General features: G+C 28.7%; 16 protein-coding genes. 10 read left to right on the top strand and 6 right to left on the bottom strand.

The window, feature by feature from the left end; genetic code table 11:
• The 3 genes from TX50_RS04880 to TX50_RS04890 are packed head-to-tail and all read left to right on the top strand — an operon-like array spanning position 1 to position 2,536.
• Positions 1–573 (top strand): biotin transporter BioY, encoded by a 573-nt coding sequence (locus TX50_RS04880; protein WP_011132547.1) that lies wholly within the window; start codon positions 1–3, stop codon positions 571–573.
• Positions 570–1,031, top strand: a complete 462-nt coding sequence (gene lspA / locus TX50_RS04885; protein ID WP_011132548.1) for a signal peptidase II — start codon at positions 570–572, stop codon at positions 1,029–1,031. The genes TX50_RS04880 and lspA overlap by 4 nt, the downstream gene beginning before the upstream one ends.
• A 2-nt stretch (positions 1,032–1,033) precedes the next feature.
• Positions 1,034–2,536, top strand: a complete 1,503-nt coding sequence (locus TX50_RS04890; protein WP_011132549.1) for a GTP-binding protein — start codon at positions 1,034–1,036, stop codon at positions 2,534–2,536.
• Positions 2,537–2,665: 129 nt separating this feature from the next.
• On the opposite strand, the gene TX50_RS04895 is transcribed toward TX50_RS04890, so the two are convergent.
• A complete protein-coding gene (locus tag TX50_RS04895; RefSeq protein WP_011132550.1) occupies positions 2,666–4,048 on the bottom strand; it encodes a pyridoxal phosphate-dependent decarboxylase family protein in 1,383 nt (460 codons plus the stop codon).
• A 63-nt stretch (positions 4,049–4,111) separates the two neighbouring features.
• Here TX50_RS04895 and TX50_RS04900 point away from each other — a divergent pair, with 63 nt between their 5' ends.
• Positions 4,112–4,609 carry a nucleoside deaminase gene (locus tag TX50_RS04900; RefSeq protein ID WP_011132551.1) on the top strand — a complete coding sequence of 166 codons (498 nt, stop codon included), beginning with the start codon at positions 4,112–4,114 and terminating at the stop codon, positions 4,607–4,609.
• On the opposite strand, the gene TX50_RS04905 is transcribed toward TX50_RS04900, so the two are convergent.
• Complete coding sequence (locus TX50_RS04905) at positions 4,584–5,768, bottom strand: pyridoxal-phosphate-dependent aminotransferase family protein (RefSeq protein ID WP_011132552.1); 1,185 nt, start codon at positions 5,766–5,768, stop codon at positions 4,584–4,586. The genes TX50_RS04900 and TX50_RS04905 overlap by 26 nt on opposite strands.
• Positions 5,769–5,982: 214 nt before the next feature.
• On the opposite strand from TX50_RS04905, the gene glnA reads away from it, so the two are divergent.
• The 3 genes from glnA to TX50_RS04920 all read left to right on the top strand — a co-directional run bounded on the left by glnA (position 5,983) and on the right by TX50_RS04920 (position 8,843).
• A complete protein-coding gene (gene glnA, locus TX50_RS04910) occupies positions 5,983–7,404 on the top strand; it encodes a type I glutamate--ammonia ligase (RefSeq protein WP_011132553.1) in 1,422 nt (473 codons plus the stop codon).
• Positions 7,405–7,512: 108 nt separating this feature from the next.
• Positions 7,513–8,568, top strand: coding sequence for a class I SAM-dependent methyltransferase (locus tag TX50_RS04915; protein ID WP_011132554.1), 1,056 nt, complete (start codon positions 7,513–7,515; stop codon positions 8,566–8,568).
• A gap of 20 nt (positions 8,569–8,588) precedes the next feature.
• Positions 8,589–8,843 carry a DUF6439 family protein gene (locus TX50_RS04920; RefSeq protein WP_011132555.1) on the top strand — a complete coding sequence of 85 codons (255 nt, stop codon included), beginning with the start codon at positions 8,589–8,591 and terminating at the stop codon, positions 8,841–8,843.
• Here the strand turns inward: TX50_RS04920 and TX50_RS04925 are convergent.
• Positions 8,832–9,275 (bottom strand): ATP-binding protein, encoded by a 444-nt coding sequence (locus TX50_RS04925; RefSeq protein WP_011132556.1) that lies wholly within the window; start codon positions 9,273–9,275, stop codon positions 8,832–8,834. The genes TX50_RS04920 and TX50_RS04925 overlap by 12 nt on opposite strands.
• A 49-nt stretch (positions 9,276–9,324) precedes the next feature.
• The gene (locus TX50_RS04930; RefSeq protein ID WP_036930468.1) at positions 9,325–10,044 is read right to left on the bottom strand and encodes a GUN4 domain-containing protein; all 720 of its coding nucleotides are present in this window, start codon (positions 10,042–10,044) and stop codon (positions 9,325–9,327) included.
• A 34-nt stretch (positions 10,045–10,078) separates the two neighbouring features.
• Between TX50_RS04930 and mnmH the strand changes: the two genes are divergently transcribed.
• Genes mnmH through TX50_RS04945 form a run of 3 tightly spaced genes read left to right on the top strand, consistent with a single transcriptional unit; the run spans position 10,079 to position 12,598 of the window.
• On the top strand, positions 10,079–11,131 hold the full coding sequence (gene mnmH / locus TX50_RS04935) for a tRNA 2-selenouridine(34) synthase MnmH (protein WP_011132558.1): 1,053 nt from the start codon (positions 10,079–10,081) through the stop codon (positions 11,129–11,131).
• Between the two features lie 55 nt (positions 11,132–11,186).
• Positions 11,187–11,540 (top strand): photosystem II reaction center protein Psb28, encoded by a 354-nt coding sequence (gene psb28, locus TX50_RS04940; protein ID WP_011132559.1) that lies wholly within the window; start codon positions 11,187–11,189, stop codon positions 11,538–11,540.
• Positions 11,541–11,554: 14 nt separating this feature from the next.
• Complete coding sequence (locus TX50_RS04945) at positions 11,555–12,598, top strand: AI-2E family transporter (protein ID WP_011132560.1); 1,044 nt, start codon at positions 11,555–11,557, stop codon at positions 12,596–12,598.
• 205 nt (positions 12,599–12,803) lie between these two features.
• Here TX50_RS04945 and secF read toward each other — a convergent pair whose 3' ends face one another.
• Positions 12,804–13,721, bottom strand: a complete 918-nt coding sequence (secF, locus tag TX50_RS04950) for a protein translocase subunit SecF (protein WP_011132561.1) — start codon at positions 13,719–13,721, stop codon at positions 12,804–12,806.
• Positions 13,722–13,746: 25 nt separating this feature from the next.
• Entirely contained in the window at positions 13,747–15,207 is a 1,461-nt protein-coding gene (gene secD, locus TX50_RS04955) for a protein translocase subunit SecD (RefSeq protein WP_011132562.1), read from the bottom strand.

A 15,207-nucleotide genomic window follows, 5' to 3' on the forward strand; every position in this document is an offset into this window, starting at 1 on the left:
ATGCTAAATGTTAGTAAAATTATTGAGGTATTTATAAGTCTCCAAATAATTATAATTTCTACATTTATTCCTGTTTTTTTCTATATTCCTTTTACTAATAAACTTATTGGGTCATTTGAAATGCCTATTACATGGCAATTACCTTCAATCGTAATAATTACCTTAATATTTACCGGTAAAATAGTAATAAAAGCATTTAGTATCTATTTAATAATTGGTTTGTTTTTTATTCCAGTATTTGACCAGGGAGGTTCATTAGGATATTTATTAACTCCAAATTTTGGTTATTTATTAGGAATGTATCCATTAATCAAAATAATAGATATTTTAAATAAAAGAAAGCAAATGATTAAATATTATGACCTTTTAAAATACGGAATATTAGGAATATGTAGTATGCATCTTATAGGTATAATTTATAACTGCATTCTATTTTTAAATTATAAACAATCGGAAATACTCTTATACAATATTTCAAAATACTCATTAGGAAAACTTGGATATCATTTGTTAATGCTCACACCTATAACTGTACTGTTTAAGATTTTCAATAAGAACAGATATCAAAGATGATGTTAAATATAAAAAAAAATAGATTTTATTATATTTTATTATCTATTTTAATTATTCTATCTGATCAATTTACAAAACATATTATCGAATTAAATCATACATCTTATATAAATAAAGATCTTGTATTTTTTAGTATTGAGTACGTAAAAAATTATGGAGCAGCATTTAATATTTTAAACGGTAACAGAATTTTTTTATCCACACTAAGTACAATAATAACGTTATGTTTAATATATTTTATTTTATATAAAAAAAAATTAGATAATTTAGCTTTATTAAGCTATAGCTTTATTTTGGCAGGTACGATAGGAAACGGAATTGAAAGAATTACAAAGGGTTACGTTATAGATTTTATTAATTTAAAATTTATAGATTTTCCAGTATTTAATATTGCCGATATATCTATAAATATTGGTCTAATTATTATTATATATGGACTTATTAAAAATAAACGATAATAATGTACCATTTTCTTATTAAGAACTATAGATATTTATTAATTATATTATTTCTTTATTTATTATTGACGTTATTTAGAAATATTTTAAATATTTATTCTATTTTAATCATTGTTGTTATTTTACTAATTTTTTATTATAAAAACAAAAGATTATTCAAAAAGATTGCTTATAAAATAATATTTAAGCAACAAAATAGTTTTTCTTTTAGAAATAAATATGGAGCTGCAAAAAATAGTCTTGAAGCAATAGATGAAATTAATAAAAAAATATCCAATAAAATATATGGAGATTTATTGAAATATGAAAAGATAAAGCTTGAGAAACAGTTCAAGCATGGAGACTATAACGTAATATTATTTGGTGCGGGATCCTCTGGAAAAACTTCTATAGCAAGAGCACTATTGAAAAATTTAATTGGAAAGATTTCCCCAACAATTGGGACTACAAAAGATATAACAAGTTATAAAATTAGAATTCCAATCTTAAAAAGAAATATAAATATAATTGATACGCCTGGATTATTTGAAGCTTCTAAAGAAGGTCAAGAAAGGGAGGACTCTACAATAATGGAGGCATCAAAATCAGATCTCATTCTTTTTGTAATTGATCAAGATATCAATAAATATGAACTCTATCTAATTAGAGAATTACTAAATTTGAAGAAGAAAATAATTATTGTTTTAAATAAATGCGACTTAAGATCAGAAAAACAAAATAATTTTATTAGAGAAAACATTATCTCAATTACATCTACAAAATATATTAAATTATCAGTCATAAAAACTATTGCTACATCAAAAGTCTTCTCAAGCAATTTAGTAGACTCATTAAAAATAACTCCTGATGTAAGTAATCTATTTAAAGAGATAATAGAAACACTTGATGCTAATGGAGAAGAATTACTAGCTGATAATATTCTTTTTAGATGTAATAAATTAGGCCAAATCAGCAAAAATGTAATATCGGAGCAAAGAAATTTAAGTGCTAATAAAATAATAAATAAATATACTTTGATTACAGGAGGAGTAATACTGTTAAATCCTTTGCCCGTTGTAGATTTTATAACAACAACATCTGTAAATGTTCAAATGATACTTGAAATTTCGAAAACATATGATTTCAAGATAACAAAAAATGAAGCAGTCGAATTATCAAAATCATTATTAACAACTCTTGCAAAACTTGGCATTTTGAAAGGTGGACTTAGTGTTATTACAAACGCATTAGCTTCAAATTTTACAACAATATTTATTTCAAAATCATTACAGTCCATAACCGCATGTTGGTTAATAAAAATAGTAGGTTTATCAATAAAAAAATATTTTAATAATGGAAAAAATTGGGGAGATGGTGGGATGCAAGAAGTAATTGAGGATATTTACAAATTAAATAAAAGGGAAGATATCCTAAATAATTTCATTAGAGAAGCAATAAATAATATAAGAGTTTACGATGATTCAAAATCTCAAAGAAAATTGCCGCCATATTTGCAGAGTGACTAATTATTTGATTGTTTAAGAAAGATCTAAAGTCAAAAACAGTAATTAATAGTAAATATAAAATACAAATTAATATTGATATAAAACCCGTTATTACCGCTATTAATTTTGATCTACTAATTTTCATAAGAATTAATTTAATAATTTCAAAAGATCATTAATATGAGATTCACTTGTATTGTAATTCCCAAAAACTGCTCTTAGGTAATATCTATTTTTAAATAGAGGCCTAGAAATCATAAAGTTCTTTTTAAGAAGATTTGTTCTTTTATTTAAAGTCCAGGAATCTGATTCGTTTTTATTCATACCCTTTGGTAAAAAGGAAATTATATGCAAAGGACCAGAATATAAATCATATTTGTATGTATCTAAATTATTCTCGAAGAATATTCTTCTCTTAATTGATGAATTTAATACATCCTCTATTCCTCGCATTCCCAGAAATCGCAAACCTAACCATAGTTTGATAATTTCAGCGGGTCTAGAACCTTGTATTCCTAGTTCACCTCTATTAAAGAAATTGTTTTCATTAGAAACGTAAGGTAACCCTGTAGAAAATGTATTTTTAAGAATTTCAATATTTGAAACTATTAAAAGGGATGAAGTTTTTGTAATTCCAAGTATTTTTTGTGGATTAATAGTTATTGAATTCGCGAGATGAACATTAATAATTCCATTGATCGGTATATTAGTAATTGAAAAAATGCCTCCTATGGATCCGTCAATGTGTAGCCAAATATTTCTTTCATTACAAAATTTACTGATTTTATCAATTGGGTCTATTGCTCCACGAACTGTTGTACCAAGAGTGGCGATAATAGCAAATATTCTTTTACCTTCAATAGAACATTTATCAACAGTCTTTTTAAGGTCAATCATATCCATACATCCATTTTTATCTGTTTTGACTTTAATTAAATTATTTTTTTCAAGACCCATAATTCTAGTACATTTTTCAAATGATGAATGAGCATCTTCGCTAATTAAATAAACGGCCTTTGGATTAGTTTCAAGTCCGGCATAGTTTCTTGCTGTGACCAACGCATTTAAATTACTTAAAGTCCCGCCACTGGCTGCAACGCCACCTGCTAAATCCGAAAAACCTAGTTTTATTGAAAACCACTTGCAAATTGATTCCTCAAGAAGAGAAATACTTGGTGATAATTCATGTGCGAGAAGATTATTATTTAAGCCAGCAGCAATTAAATCCCCCAAAATAGAAATAATTAATGGTGGAGGGTCTAGATGAGCAAGGGAACCTGGATGTACTGGATTAAAAGAATTATAAATAAGACTTTCAATCTCAGAGAATAAAACATCAAAAGACTTTCCCTGTTCTCCTGGAACTGAACATACAAAGTTACTATCGATGGGTATAGGACCTAATTTATCTGAATCTGAAAACCATTTGCATATGATCTCAGAAGTTCGGTTGAGAAGTATAAGCAAACTTTCGTTACTTCCAGAAGATGTTGGAAATAGATTGTTTTGATTATTAATTGAATCAGAAGTCATTCTTTAAAATAAATATTAATTAGGTTATTTATAATGCTTATAAAAAAAAACGTAATTGATAAAATGAACCAAAAAACTATAAATCGGCATAGAAAAATTGAGCACTTAGATTATCTTAAATGGATGAAATTCATTTTACGAAGATCAGAGGAAGTAGGTAAGGTTGAATTACCAATTACAGCAGTAATAATAGATGAGAATGGAAGATGTATTGGTAGAGGAAGTAATAAAAGAGAAATTAACAATGACCCTTTAGGACATGCAGAATTAATAGCTCTTAGACAAGCTTCATGGATTAAAAATGATTGGCGATTCAATGAATGCAGCATAATTGTAAATTTAGAGCCTTGTACAATGTGTGCTGCGGCATTAGTTCAAGCAAGAATGGGTCAAGTTATATATGGTACAAAAGATGATAAAAGAGGCGGATTCGGAGGCACTATTGATTTATCTAAGCATGAAAGCGCACATCATAAAATGAAAGTAGTAGGAGGAGTTTTAAATCAGGATTGTAAAAATAATATTAAGTTATGGTTTAAAAAGATGAGGAATCAAAAATAGAAAACTTCTTTAATTCTGTATCAAATAAATTTAATAATCGATCAACATTCTCTTCATTAGAGTTAAACCCCATTAATCCAATACGCCAAACCTTACCAGACAATGCACCTAGTCCATTTCCTATTTCAATACCAAAATTTTTCAAAAGATGATTTCTATATGCGTCTCCATCTACTGCGGGAGGAATTTTCACTGTTGTCAGAGTAGGTAACCTAAATTCACTGGAAACATGTAGGTCCATTCCTAAACTTTCTAATCCCTTCCATAATTTGATTGCATTAGAATTATGTCTTCTCCAAATATTTTCTAAGCCTTCATTAGCGATTAAGCGCAAACCCTCTCTTATTGCAAAATTCATATTCACTGGAGCAGTATGATGGTAAACACGATCAGATCCCCAATATCTATTCAATAAGGATAAATCTAAGTACCAATTTGGAACTTTAGAAGTTCTTGCACTAAGTTTATCTTCTGCACGTTTGTTCATTGTGAAAGGACTAAGTCCAGGAGGGCAACTTAGACCTTTTTGGCTACAACTATAAGCAAGATCAATTTTCCAATCATCAATAAAAAGTTCTAGAGCACCTAATGATGTGACAGCATCAACTAAAAACAAACAATTATTCTTTCTGCATAAATCACCTATCCCTTCAAGAGGTTGTAATACCCCAGTTGATGTCTCAGCGTGGACAATAGCAAATATTACAGGTTTTTTAGTTTCTATTTCATATTTTATTTCTTCAAAAGTAAACGCTTCTCCCCATTCTTTTTCAATTACTGAAACGTCCGCATTATATCTCGATGCCATATCAACCAAACGATCCCCAAAATATCCTTTTTTTGCGATTAGAATTTTTTCTCCAGGCTCTATAAAATTAGCAATAGATGCTTCCATAGCTGCGCTACCTGTACCACTCATAGGTAGAGTTATTCGATTATTACATTGCCATGTATATCTAAGTAATTTTTGTACCTCGGACATTAACTCTATATATGCCTCATCTAAATGCCCAATTGGATTAAGTGCTAAAGCCTTAAGGACTTCGGGATTAGCATTTGAAGGACCAGGTCCTAATAAAAGTCTTGAAGGAACATAAGTTTTATCGAGATGAGGTAGATTCTCTTTATTTAAAGTTGAAATGAGTTTTGTTTCGGTCAAAAACTTTTAAAGCATTACTTTTAAATTAAACTAATTTACCTACTAAAGCGAAGAATGTTTAAAGAAATTCATCCAATTTAAATATTTAAGTTAACAATTGGTAAACATATAACTTGAAATACTCAAAGAACCCAGCAAGTGTTGAAAAAAGTTACCTTTGATACATAATTAGATTCGTCAAGTTATTAATTTTATTGGAGGTATAAATAAAGTAATGGCCAAGTCTCCCCAAGACGTTTTAAGTCAGATTAAGGATGAAGGAATTGAACTCATCGATCTAAAATTCACTGACATTCATGGTAAATGGCAACATCTAACCTTGACATCTGACATGATTGAGGAAGAATCATTCACTGAAGGTCTTGCCTTTGATGGATCATCTATAAGAGGTTGGAAAGCGATTAACGCATCTGACATGTCTATGGTTCCAGATTCAAGTACCGCATGGATAGATCCTTTTTATAAACATAAAACCTTAAGCATGATTTGCTCTATTCAAGAGCCAAGAAGTGGAGAACCCTATAATAGGTGCCCAAGATCATTAGCTCAAAAGGCATTAAAATATTTAGATTCCACAGGTATAGCGGATACTGCATTTTTTGGACCAGAGCCAGAATTCTTCTTATTCGATGATGTTAGATATGACTCTAAAGAAGGAAGTTGTTTTTATAGTGTAGATACTATTGAAGCTCCCTGGAATACTGGTCGAACAGAAGAAGGTGGAAACCTAGGTTATAAAATTCAATACAAAGAGGGCTATTTCCCTGTTGCTCCTAATGACACCGCACAAGACATAAGGTCTGAAATGTTATTGCAAATGGCTGAATTAGGAATTCCAACTGAGAAGCATCATCATGAAGTCGCTGGAGCAGGACAACATGAACTTGGTATAAAATTTGATTCCTTAATTAGCTCCGCTGATAGTGTTATGACATACAAATATGTTGTAAGAAACGTAGCCAAAAAATATGGGAAAACAGCAACATTTATGCCTAAACCTGTATTTAACGATAATGGAACAGGCATGCATGTTCATCAGAGTTTATGGGAAAGTGGTCAACCTCTATTCTATGGCGAAGGATCATATGCAAATCTATCTCAGACAGCAAGGTGGTATATCGGAGGTATTTTAAAACACGCTCCATCATTCCTAGCATTTACTAATCCAACAACTAATAGCTATAAAAGATTAATTCCAGGTTTTGAAGCTCCGGTAAATCTAGTTTACTCAGAGGGTAATAGATCAGCAGCTGTAAGAATCCCTTTAACTGGACCTAATCCAAAAGCTAAAAGATTAGAATTTAGATCAGGTGATGCACTTGCTAACCCTTATTTAGCATTTTCTGTAATGATGCTAGCTGGTATTGATGGTATTAAGAATCAAATTGATCCTGGTGATGGAGTTGATGTTGACTTATTTGAATTACCAGCAGAAGAGCTATCAAAAATAGATACAGTTCCGTCATCTCTTAACGATTCACTAAATGCACTTAAAGCAGATAAAGATTATTTATTAGCTGGAGGGGTATTCACAGAAGATTTTATTGATAATTTTATCGATATGAAGTACGAAGAGGTTCAACAATTAAGGCAGAGGCCCCACCCTCATGAATTTTTTATGTACTATGACGCTTAAGTCAAAGTAAGAAATTTAAAAATTTTAAAAGATCTTTTTGAGATTTATCACAAATAATTCTCAAATTGATTTTTTTTTTGTTGGAATATATTTAATTAACAATAAAAAATGGTAAAAGAACAAATTTCAAAAATTGCATATAAAACACTTCAACAAGGAAAAAGTATCGCTGGATTAGCTCATAAAGAATTAAGTACAAGAATCATGAATTTCGTACTACCGGATAATAAGCTTGGTAATCTTACAATAGATAAAAAACTTTTGGTCGATATCCAAAATTCAATGGATCGTCTCAGAGAAGAAGATTGGAATGATGCAGAAAAAAATATATATCCTCAGAAATTATTATTTGATGAACCTTGGCTGAGATATTTAACCCAATATCCAAAAATTTGGCTGGATATGCCAAACACATGGGACCGAAGAAGAAAACAAAATTATAAAGATCTTCCTAAAAATATAGAGAATGAAAACTACCCAAAGTATTACTTAAGAAATTTTCACCATCAGACAGACGGTTATCTTTCTGATTTTTCGGCGAGTATTTATGATTTACAAGTAGAAATTCTTTTTAATGGAAGTGCCGATGCCATGAGAAGAAGAATAATTAAACCCCTTAAGGAAGGATTAAATAATTTTGGTAATAGAAAAAAAAGTTCATTAAAAATTCTTGATGTTGCTACAGGTTCTGGTAGAACACTTAAACAGCTAAGAGGTGCATTCCCTAAAGAAAAAATTATAGGGCTTGATTTGTCTGGATCATACTTAAAAGAAGCTAGTAGATTTATTTCAAATCTAAATGGTGATTTAATAGAATTGATTAAAGGTAATGCTGAAAATTTACCATTTGAAGATAATAGTATTCAAGGAATTACATGTGTTTATTTATTCCATGAATTACCTAGAACAGTAAGAGAAAATGTCTTAAAAGAATTCTTCAGAGTACTTGAACCGGATGGAATATTAATTCTTGCTGATTCAATACAAGAGAATGATTCACCTGATTTTATTCAGATAATGGAAAATTTTTATAAATCATTCCATGAACCCTTTTATTGTGATTACATCAAAGAAGATATAACTTCTAAAATAAAAGATATAGGTTTTAATAACATAAAATCAAATTCATTTTTCATGACTAAAGTATGGTCTGCTATAAAATGAAGAAATAATAAATAACTACTATGGATAATCTGGATGAAGATACTATTCAACTTGCCCAAAAACTTAATAATAAGTTAAAAATAGATCACCTAGATTGGCACAAACTAAAGGGGAAAAAATTAAATAGATCAGCAGAACTTATATCAGCCGCATTATGCCAATTACTAATTTCAGAGAATGAGAAGGATACCATAAAATATTTGGAAGAAAGTTTAAAATGGTTAAAAGGAATTAATGTAGACAGTCCATGTCCAAGTAAACATTCATCTTTTTAAGGCTAATTGGAGCCGATTACCCTTATTACTCCATCTAATATCATCGAAACATTCATTTATTATATAAAGACCCCGCCCATTAAATGAAGTAAATTTTTTAGGTAATTTATATAATCTTTTTTTTATTTCTAAACCATTACCTTGATCTTGAATTTGCCATACACACCAGTTAGGAGTAATGATTCTTCGAACTCTAATCGATTTATTAGGATCTAGTTTGTTGCCATGCGTAACCGCATTTATAAGTGCTTCATGTAAACCTAGTTTTATGTTGTAGCTGTATTGAGAAGTATTTAAAGGTTCTAACAATAAATCAACAAAATCATTTAATTGTAGTGAAGAATTTAATTCAAAATTAGACCAGTTAATTGCTGGTTTATTAAGTAAATCAATAATAAAATTTAAAAGAATTTTGCCCTGAAAAAAGGACATAACTTTATATCTATATTAAGAATATTTTAGCTTATCAAATAGCTCTAGATCAAAGAATATTATTATGCCTCAATGAAATTGCTGGATGTCTGAGAATTGAATCCATAAGTCTTACTCCCCTAAGTTGATTAATTAATGGCATATGTCCTTCAGGAGCTTCTAATGACCAACTAAATGAACTTGGATATCTAGTCCAATATCCATCTTTTTTCCATCCTATCTTTGGCCATAACAATTCATATTTTTTTCCAACTGACTTAAGAAGTTTAGCTTGTATAGAAAAACCAAACCTGCCATTTGAATAAATTGTCCATAATCTATCAATCGTTTGAAGATCAGTGCCTGACATATTATTGACCTCACTATAAAAAACATAACCACGATTTTCAGCAAGCTTACCAGCTAGTTTTCTTAAATATGAACTGGTTAATCTATCAGCATCCTCAAAGTTTTGTTCTAATAACCTCAACTGTAGTTCTTCATAGTTAATATCTTTATCTGAAGAAGTAAAAAACCAATTATTGTATTTTTTATCATTAAAAAAAATTGGTTTATGTTTTTTTAATACTTGAAGTAACCAACCAGCAGCCCAATCATCTCCTTTCTGATCAAAATCATCAAATATTTTCTTTCCAATCAAAAATATGTTTTCGACATCTGATTCAATATCAGATAATAAATTTATTCTTTTCCGTTGATTTGATTTTACAAAAATATTAACTAAATTTAATGTACTCTTATAATGGTCTTCTTGATCTTTGTTTGTCATTTCTAATAAATCCATTTAATTTTTAAAACTATCCATGAACTCCAGAAAAGAAGAACTAGAGAAATTCAGGAAGTTAAATGGCCCACTTATTGATGTTAGGAGTCCAGGAGAATATTATAAAGGACATATGCCAAATTCTATAAATATTCCGTTATTTGATAATGAAGAGAGATCGATAGTAGGAACTGTATATAAAAATTACGGTAGACAAGAGGCAGTAATAAAAGGTTTGGAATTTTTAGCCGTAAAAATTGAAAATATTATTAATAAGTTATTTGAAGTTATAAATGATCATCAATTGACAAGTCATAATTCACAATTTAGTGATCCCACCTTAAAAATCTACTGTGCCAGGGGTGGAATGAGATCTCAAAGTTTATGCTGGCTTTTAGAAAAATACAATCATAGAAGTGTTACTTTAAAAAATGGCTATAAAAGCTACAGAAAATGGACTTTAGATAGCTTTAATAAAAAATGGGAAATAGTTGTTATGGGAGGAAAAACTGGAACTGGTAAAACTAAAATATTAAAATTACTTCGTGATAATAATTATCAGATCATTGATTTAGAAGGGTTAGCTGGCCATAGAGGAAGTACTTTTGGCGGACTAGGCATGAAAGCACAACCTTCAAATGAACAATTTGAAAATACCATCGCAGAGGAATTAAAAGGTTTTATAAAAAATAAGAAAATATTCGTCGAAGCTGAAAGTGCAAATATTGGAAAATGTAAAATACCTCATGAGTTTTTTAGTCAAATGAAATCAGCAGAGAGAATTGAAATAAAAAAAAGTGAATCAAATCGTTTAGAGGAATTAATTAAAACATATAGTATTTTTGAAGAAAAAGATCTTATAGAAGCTGTTTTAAGAATAAAGAAAAGATTAGGTCCACAAAGAACAACAATTGCAATCGAGTCAATTAAAAATAAAGATTGGAAATCGGTTTGTAAGTCTGTTTTAGAATATTATGATAAGTGCTATGACTATGAAAAAACAGGGGCAAGTAATATTAAAATATTAGATATGACAGATATCTTTGACGATCAAACAACATTGAGATTAATAAATGAATATATGAAATCATAAATTTTAACGAAATATGCTTTTATTATCTACAATATAAATTAACTTTTAAACTATTATGGCAGAAAATAACTTAGCAAAAATTCAATTTTATGAAGGAACTGATGAACCAGTTGTTCCAGAAATTAGATTAACGAGAGGTAATGATGGAACTACTGGACAAGCAATATTTATATTTGAAAAACCTCAAGCATTATCTTCAGTTGCAGATGGTGAGATTACAGGAATGAGAATGATTGATGCCGAAGGAGAAATATTAACCAGAGAAGTTAAAGTCAAATTTGTTGATGGTGAACCAATGTTTTTAGAGGGAACCTATATATGGAAAACCAAATCTGATTTTGATAGATTTATGAGGTTTGCTAATAGTTATGCCAAATCAAATGGATTAGGATACTCTGAGAAGAAGTAAATAGATTATGAAAATTGAATCGTTCCTTCTATTTTAAATTTTCTGTTGTAATAATAAGCTTTTTATTAGTATGGACCTTGAGGGATTTCATTCTTTTAATTATTTGTTCATTAGTAATATCGAATGTAGTTAGTAATTTATGTTACCAAATACAAACCATTTTAAAATTACCAAGATTTGTTTCCTTATTGATTGTTTTAGTTGGAATATCATTCATGATATTTGCTATTTCTATCATTGTATTACCCCCATTCATAAGAGAATTTAATGAAATATTAATAGATATTCCAAATGGATTATCAAGAGTTAATGAATTGGTCAACTCTAACCTAAATAAATTTAACGATCTAATTTATGGTAAAGAATCTGAGAGGATAGTAAACATTTTCGACCTTGTTAATGATGTAGTTCCAATTCCAGATGGCGCTACTATTGCCAAAGCAATTCAAGAAAGTTTTATAAATATAATTAATTTAGCTGGAAACCTCGGATCTGGATTTATAAGAGTAATCTTTGTATTAGTTGTAAGTTTTATGATATCCATTGAACCAAAAGCTTATAAAGAGGGAGTGCTCTTTATGATTCCTAAAGTTTATCGAAATAAATTCAGGATTATATTAGATAAGTGTAATATTGCATTAACAAATTGGACTTTTTCTATAGTGATAAGTTCAATATCAGTAGGTTTATTATCTTTAATAGTTTTATCAATTTTAGATGTTAAATATGTAGTTTCAAATGCAATTATAGCAATGATCTTAAACATAATTCCTAACATAGGACCAGTTTTAAGTGGAATATTTCCTATCTCAATCGCACTTTTAGATAACTTTTGGAAACCAGTAGCTGTTTTTGGGGCTTATATTGTAATTCAAAATATAGAGAGTTATATAATAATGCCCTCTATATTGAAGAAGAAAACAAATTTACTTCCAGGATTAACATTAATATCTCAATTTGGATTTACTTTCATCTTTGGTCCTTTAGGATTAGTATTATCTTTGCCAATTGTAGTAGTAACACAAGTATTAATTAAAGAGCTAATTAATGATAATTAAAGACTTTTATTTAGTTAATTTCCTATACAAATATGGATAAGAAAAAAGTACAAAGAAGGAAAGAGGATGTTTAGATAATGCAAAATATAAGGAATTAAATGTAAAATGATCTATTAGTATTCTTAATTCTGTAGATAAATCAATTAACACTAAAGAAAATAGAAGAATTAGATAGTAATTTATTTTCATTAAATTACTCCTTAGTTTAATCTTTAATTAGAAATGAAGGTGCTAGTAATATACTTGAATAACTACCTATTAAAATTCCTAGGGTCAAAGATACAGAAAACCAAAATAGCGAATATGAACCAAAAATTATTAGTGTTAGTAGAGGTATTAATGTTGTAATACTAGTAAAAAATGTTCTTCGAAAGGATTCATTAACAGAAATTTGGATTATTTTATTATAGTTATCTGAATCTTTCTTTAAATTTTCTCTAATCCTATCGAAAATTACAACTGTATCATTTACTGAATAACCAGCAATTGTTAATAAAGAAACGGCAAACAAACTATTTACCTCAATAGACAATAGGACACCTAACCAAGAAAAAATTCCAAAAACAATAAATAAATCATGGAATAAAGCTAATAAAGCAAACAACGCATATTTCTTGTCAAATCGAATAGATATGTATAAAGATATTGCAAATAAAGAAACTAATAAAGAGGTGGCACAATTTGTAAGAAGTTTTTTGCCAAGTTTTGGACCTATTATTCTAGAGTTTTTACTGTCATAATCTAAAGGACCTAAAATTTTATCAACATTAGATATCAAATCATTTGATTCTTCAATAGTTAAATAAGGAGTCCTAATAGAAATTAAACTATTATTATTTTGAATTTGTAATTTAATATTATTTAGAAGATTTTTATTATTTGAAAAACTTCTCAGTTTTTCAATAACTAAATCAGGGGAAATATTTTCACATACTTCTTTACAACTCCTCTCAATTCTTAATTCATTACCACCAATAAAGTCCATTCCAAGATTAATAGGTTTTTTGAATGAAGTGTTAAAAGTTGAATATAAGATTCCTATTAAACTTAACAAAATAAGAAAAGATGAAAATCCAAATATTTTATTTTTATTTTTAATTAAATTAAAACTAAATGATGTCATGAATTAGATAATTAATAAATTAAATTTAAAGGGGATTAGATTTACTTAAATAAAGATTTTTTTGTCTTAAAGATTGATAAGTAGTTAAAAATCTTAAAATAGTTTTGGAACAATTTAATGAGGTAAATAAACTTATAACAACACCTAGACCAAGAGTTGCAGCAAAGCCCTTTACAAAATTAGTTCCTAATAAAAACAACACAAAACAACTTACAAAGGTTGTAATATGTCCATCGATAATAGACGAATTAGCTCTTTGAAACCCACTATCAATTGATCTTATAAGAGTATTTCCATTTATAAGTTCCTCTCTAATTCTCTCAAAAATTAAAACATTTGCATCCACAGCCATACCAATGCTTAAAATTAATCCAGCAATTCCAGGTAAAGTTAATGTCACTGGTATTAAAGAATAAAGAGCCAAATTAAAAAAACCATAAAAAATCAAGGAAATAACAGAAACAAAACCTAGAATTCTATAGTTAAAGATCATAAATATTCCAACAAATATCAATCCACAAATAGCAGCATAAAGACTCTTAACAATATTTTTTGAACCAAGTAAAGGACCAATAGTATTAGTTTCAACAATTTCAATAGGTAAAGGTAAGGAACCACCCTTAAGTTGAACTTCTAATTCTCTGGCGTTTTCAGCTGTAAAATTTCCACTTATCGTTGCTGATCCCCCCGTAATACCAGTATTTATGAATTGACTTCCAACACTAGCTTCACTAATAGATTCTCCATCAAGAACAATAGACAAAAGTTTATCTGTGCCTGCAATGGATTTTGTAATTTCAGCAAATTTTTCACCACCATCATTACTAAAGGATAATGATACCTCCCAATTATTATTAGTTTGCTCTTGCCTTCTGCCAGCATTTATTAAATCCTTGCCTGATAAGTCAGTTTTATTGAATAGATTAGCAATTTCATTACTTATAAATTTTTTAGTTTCGACCAATCTCTCAAATAATTGCTGATTATTAGAAGAATAATTTATATCATTTTCAATTTCAGTAAGATTGTCTATAAGAAGTAAAGACTTCTCTTCCTTTCGTTTATCACCAATTTTGAATTGTTCAATTAAATCATTAATTTTAAATCTCTGCAATTGCAGATTTTTTAATTGAGAATTTGTATTTTCTTTTTGAGTTCTAAATTCTAATAAAGCAGTTTTACCTAATATCCTTGATGCAGACAAAGGGTTTTGTTCACCTGGTAACTCCAAAATTAATTGATCACGTCCTAATGTTTGTAAATTAGACTCTGCTACTCCTAAATTATTCACACGTTTATCTAAAACTGCATTGACAGCATCTAATTCATCTTTTGAAACTTTCCCCTCTTCTTTAATCAATTGAAGAGTTAGTTGAGAACCTCCTTTTAAATCAAGACCTAATTGTAGTGGGAAATTAATTAATAAATAAATAGAAAAAGTCAGTAGAAAAATAATAAAAAAAAGCCAACCTTGCCTTCTTTTCAT

Origin of the sequence: Prochlorococcus marinus subsp. pastoris str. CCMP1986, assembly GCF_000011465.1 — a bacterium.
In the GTDB taxonomy this organism is placed as follows: domain Bacteria; phylum Cyanobacteriota; class Cyanobacteriia; order PCC-6307; family Cyanobiaceae; genus Prochlorococcus_A; species Prochlorococcus_A pastoris.

Bases quoted from the DNA above. Each gene is read 5' to 3' on its own strand.
- TX50_RS04880 (WP_011132547.1), top strand. From the start codon at position 1: ATGCTAAATGTTAGTAAAATTATTGAGGTATTTATAAGTCTCCAAATA.
- lspA (WP_011132548.1), top strand. From the start codon at position 570: ATGATGTTAAATATAAAAAAAAATAGATTTTATTATATTTTATTATCT.
- TX50_RS04890 (WP_011132549.1), top strand. From the start codon at position 1,034: ATGTACCATTTTCTTATTAAGAACTATAGATATTTATTAATTATATTA.
- TX50_RS04895 (WP_011132550.1), bottom strand. From the start codon at position 4,048: ATGACTTCTGATTCAATTAATAATCAAAACAATCTATTTCCAACATCT.
- TX50_RS04900 (WP_011132551.1), top strand. From the start codon at position 4,112: ATGAACCAAAAAACTATAAATCGGCATAGAAAAATTGAGCACTTAGAT.
- glnA (WP_011132553.1), top strand. From the start codon at position 5,983: ATGGCCAAGTCTCCCCAAGACGTTTTAAGTCAGATTAAGGATGAAGGA.
- TX50_RS04915 (WP_011132554.1), top strand. From the start codon at position 7,513: ATGGTAAAAGAACAAATTTCAAAAATTGCATATAAAACACTTCAACAA.
- TX50_RS04920 (WP_011132555.1), top strand. From the start codon at position 8,589: ATGGATAATCTGGATGAAGATACTATTCAACTTGCCCAAAAACTTAAT.
- TX50_RS04925 (WP_011132556.1), bottom strand. From the start codon at position 9,275: ATGTCCTTTTTTCAGGGCAAAATTCTTTTAAATTTTATTATTGATTTA.
- TX50_RS04930 (WP_036930468.1), bottom strand. From the start codon at position 10,044: ATGACAAACAAAGATCAAGAAGACCATTATAAGAGTACATTAAATTTA.
- mnmH (WP_011132558.1), top strand. From the start codon at position 10,079: ATGAACTCCAGAAAAGAAGAACTAGAGAAATTCAGGAAGTTAAATGGC.
- psb28 (WP_011132559.1), top strand. From the start codon at position 11,187: ATGGCAGAAAATAACTTAGCAAAAATTCAATTTTATGAAGGAACTGAT.
- secF (WP_011132561.1), bottom strand. From the start codon at position 13,721: ATGACATCATTTAGTTTTAATTTAATTAAAAATAAAAATAAAATATTT.
- secD (WP_011132562.1), bottom strand. From the start codon at position 15,207: ATGAAAAGAAGGCAAGGTTGGCTTTTTTTTATTATTTTTCTACTGACT.